Consider the following 3814-nt stretch of genomic DNA (forward strand, 5'->3'; position numbering starts at 1 on the left):
GGCCAAGAAGCGCCCGCCCTGCCCGTACCCCAACCCGGGGCGCTGGGAGGACGGCAAGCCGCTCGTCCAGGGCATGCGGGTGGCCATCACCGGCGCCTGGGTCACTGGGGTCACCTCGGTACCGGGCTTGTAGTCGGCGAAAAAGTCCCACCAGGCTCGGTCGACCGAGTTCGGGTCCTGGAGGTACTGCTGGTAGATCTCGTCGACGAGCCACTCATTGGGGCCGAAGCCAGTGGAACTTGCCGAGCTGTTGGGGGTTTCAGGGGACTGTGGCGACACGGCGGCAACCGCCCTCTTCCGCTTCCTTTTGGGATGTTTGGACAGCGGGGATTAAGGCTACGCCCCTGACCAGTGATCGCGCAGTCCCCGGGGCCCAGGCGTCGCCCAGATCACAGTGCTGACCTGCACTTTGGCTGAAAAAGTGCGTTAGAAAGCCGCATCTGAGGGGAACCGATCGGTGCCGAACAGGGCCCATACCCGGACCAAACCGGACAAAAACTCGGTCGAATCCTTTAATGATCTTCGTATGCGCCTGTGTCGGATCTGTGACAAATGTCCCGACCTTCGCCGTGCCGCTGTCCGGGCAGCCTGACCTCGATCCGGCAGCCGCGCGGGGACTCGGCCACCGCGATCCGGCCCCCGTGCAGGTCGACCGCCCAGCGGGCGATGGCCAGGCCCAGCCCGGTGCCGCCGTCCGAGCCCGGCCCGGCGGCGGTCGCGGTGCCGCTGCGGCCGAACCGTTCGAAGACCCGGGTGCGGTCGGCCGCCGGGATGCCGGGGCCCTCGTCCTCGACCTCCAGCAGCAGGCCGCCCGGATCGCCCTCCGGCCTCGCCCGCACCGTCACGGTGCCGCCGGGCGGGGAGTGCTTGCAGGCGTTGTCGACCAGGTTGGCGACCACCTGGTGGAGCCGCTCCGGGTCCGCCACGCCGGTCAGGCCGGTCGGGCTGACCTCCAGGGCCAGCCGGACGTCCCCGCGCCGGGAGAAGGCGCCGCCGGCCGTCGCGCCGTCCACGGTGACCCCGCGCAGCACGCCGTCCAGGAACTCGCGCACCTCGAAGGGGCGGGCGTCCAGGTCGACCACGCCGTCGTCGATCTTGGAGAGGTCGAGCAGGTGGGTGACCAGCCGGCCGAGCCGCTCGGTCTGCTCCAGCGCCGCCTCCAGGGTCGCCGGATTGGGCTGGACGACGCCGTCCACCACGTTCTCCAGGACGGCGCGCAGCGCGGCGATGGGCGTGCGCAGTTCGTGCGAGACGTTGGCGACCAGCTCCCGCCGGTGCCGGTCGGCGGCCTGGAGGTCGGCGGCCATGGCGTTGAAGGCGGCGGCCAGCTCGCCGATCTCGTCGCGCGAGGCCGCCTCGACCCGGCGGCTGTAGTCGCCGGAGGCCATCGCCCTGGCGGCGGCCGTCATCTCGCGCAGGGGGGCGGTCAGCCCGTGCGCGAGGAACTGCATGAAGAGCAGCGAGGCGATCATGGAGAAGACCATGATGATCCGGATCTGGGTCTCGGACCGGATCGCCACGACCACCATCCCGGTGGCCAGGAACACGGAGACGATCACGAGCAGGGTGAGCTTGCCCTTGATCGAGCGGACCGGGTCGAGCGGCCGGATGTCGGCCCACACCCGGCGGGCGGCGCGGGCGGCCAGGTTCTGCGGCCGCGTGCCGTCGGATTCCCCGTTGCGTTGCTGTGGAAAGGTCATGGTCCCCTGTGGTCCCCGCGTCGTCTCCCCGCGCGGTGGCGCGGCGTCGTCCGGGACGCGGGCCCCCCGGTGGCCCGTCGCCCGCGACGACGTCAGGAGAGCGGGGCCTCCAGCGCGTAGCCGACGCCGTGGACGGTGCGGATCCAGCTGGCGCCGATCTTCCGGCGCAGCGCCTTGACGTGGCTGTCCACGGTGCGGGTGCCGGACGCGTCGGTCCAGTCCCAGACCTCGGCCAGCAGCTGCTCGCGGGTGAGCACGGCGCGCGGCTGGGCGGCCAGGCAGGCGAGCAGGTCGAACTCGGTCGGCGTCAGGTGGACGTCGCCCGAGGCCAGCCGGACCCTGCGCTGCACGTGGTCGATCTCCAGCTCGCCGAACCGCAGGCTGCCCAGCGCGGGCGTGCGGGCGGCCTGCTGGGCGCGCTCGACGCGGCGCAGCAGGACGTTGACGCGGGCGGCGAGCTCGCGCATCGAGAACGGCTTGGTCATGTAGTCGTCCGCGCCCACGCCGAGGCCGACCAGCAGGTCCGTCTCGTCGTCGCGGGCGGTCAGCATCAGCACCGGCACCGGGCGCTGGGCCTGGATCCGGCGGCACACCTCGAGGCCGTCGAAGCCGGGCAGCATGATGTCGAGGACCACCAGGTCCGGCTGCCAGGTGTGGAAGCCGTCGACCGCGCCGGGGCCGTCGTGGGCCACGGCGACCTTGAAGCCCTCGGCGCCCAGCCGGGCGGCGATCGACTCGGCGATCGTGGGCTCGTCCTCCACCACCAGGACTCTGCGCTGGCTGCTCACAGTGCCACCGGTGTTGTGGTTGTCCTGCTGAATCTCTGTCACGGTCACGCCACCGCCCCCAGGGCTGCGGGCCGGCCACCTGTGGGGATGGCGGGCTCCGCTCGTAGTCTTGTTCCGTCGTGGACTGTGCCGGGTCCGCCGTCCCGTCGCGCGATCGGGAGCCGAGGACGGATGGTCGGCCGCCCACTTCTCCCGCGCACTTCGCAGCGTACGGACAGCGGATGCTTCCCGGCAGGTGGACCGGACGTTTCCGGCCCGTGGGCCGGCTGTCGGGCCGCCCTCGGACCCACTGCACGAGTGGGCACGGGCCGATACCTTACCCGGCGAATTTTCTCTGCGTAACGGTACGTATGCAGTCGAGTTGACGCCAAGTCGCCGGTCAGAGGCCCTGCTGTCGCGTTAGTGGGGAGAAGGTCTGGACCAATGTCGGGAATCCCGCGGTCCATCACGGGGGCGGTCTTCACGGGCTTCTCCCAGGTGCCTCTCAGAACCTCGACGTACCGTGGCCACGACAACGGCCGGCCGGGCGGGATCCGCGGCGCGCGCCGGTACGTTGGGCCCAGGGCGGGAGCCGGTGGCTGTGGCGTGGAGCGGAGGCGGCGTGGCGGGTCTCGGGCGGTTTGCCGACGGGCGCGGGGCTCCGGGGGTGCCGTACGGAATGCTCCGGCTCGGGCTGCGCACGGGCGTCCTGGAATGGCTGCTGGAACGGGTGCCGACGCCCCGCGGAACGCCCTTCACACTCGGATACCTCGCCGTCGTGGGAGCCACCACGACCTTCGCGAACCTCGCCGATCCGGAACTCGTCCAGCGTTTGCGGGAGGCCTCCAGTTCGGACGGCCACAACCTGCTCCAGCATCCTTTGCGCGCCCTTGTGCTGAGCGGATTCTGGGTGGCCGGCGAGGTGTGGGTGCCGTACCTGTGGGGATTCGCCCTCACCCTCGCCCCGCTGGAGCGCAGGGTCGGCCCGGCCCGGGCCGCGGCGGTGTTCGCGGCCGGGCACGTCGCGGCGACGCTGCTCTCCCAGGGGGTGGTGATCGTCGCGGTGGAGACCGGGCGGATGGCGCCCGAGGCGATGGACCACCTGGACGTCGGGGTCAGCTACGGCGTGCTCGCCTGCCTGGGCGCGGTGGCCGGGCTGCTCCCCCGGCCGGGGAGACTGCTCGCACTGGGGGGCGTCGGGCTGATGATCGCCCAGCAGATCGCCACCGACGAGGACGTGGTCACCGGGGTGGGGCACCCGGCGGCCGTGCTCACCGGGGTCGCGCTGTGGCGCTGGCTGCGCCGGGTCGAGCGGCGCCCGCCCAGGTCGCGCCGGGCCGCCGCGAC

Annotated in this window: 3 protein-coding genes and 1 pseudogene; 1 reads left to right on the forward strand and 3 read right to left on the reverse strand. The window is 72.1% G+C overall.

What is annotated here, in order from left to right; translation table 11 throughout:
* Positions 1–120 precede the first annotated feature (120 nt).
* The 3 genes and pseudogenes from AB0E96_RS39430 to AB0E96_RS39440 all read right to left on the reverse strand — a co-directional run.
* Positions 121–279, reverse strand: a pseudogene (locus tag AB0E96_RS39430) (hypothetical protein); the annotation flags it as partial.
* Positions 280–512: 233 nt separating this feature from the next.
* Positions 513–1700, reverse strand: a complete 1188-nt coding sequence (locus tag AB0E96_RS39435; RefSeq protein ID WP_359831426.1) for a HAMP domain-containing sensor histidine kinase — start codon at positions 1698–1700, stop codon at positions 513–515.
* A gap of 92 nt (positions 1701–1792) precedes the next feature.
* Positions 1793–2530, reverse strand: a complete 738-nt coding sequence (locus AB0E96_RS39440; protein WP_030057574.1) for a response regulator transcription factor — start codon at positions 2528–2530, stop codon at positions 1793–1795.
* A 616-nt stretch (positions 2531–3146) separates the two neighbouring features.
* Between AB0E96_RS39440 and AB0E96_RS39445 the strand changes: the two genes are divergently transcribed.
* On the forward strand, positions 3147–3814 hold a 668-nt coding region (locus AB0E96_RS39445; RefSeq protein WP_359831428.1), incomplete at its 3' end, for a rhomboid-like protein.

Source organism: Kitasatospora sp. NPDC036755, from assembly GCF_040636595.1.
GTDB lineage: Bacteria > Actinomycetota > Actinomycetes > Streptomycetales > Streptomycetaceae > Kitasatospora.

Excerpts from the sequence above, each read along its gene's own strand:
- AB0E96_RS39435 (WP_359831426.1), bottom strand. The coding sequence starts at position 1,700 with ATGACCTTTCCACAGCAACGCAACGGGGAATCCGACGGCACGCGGCCG.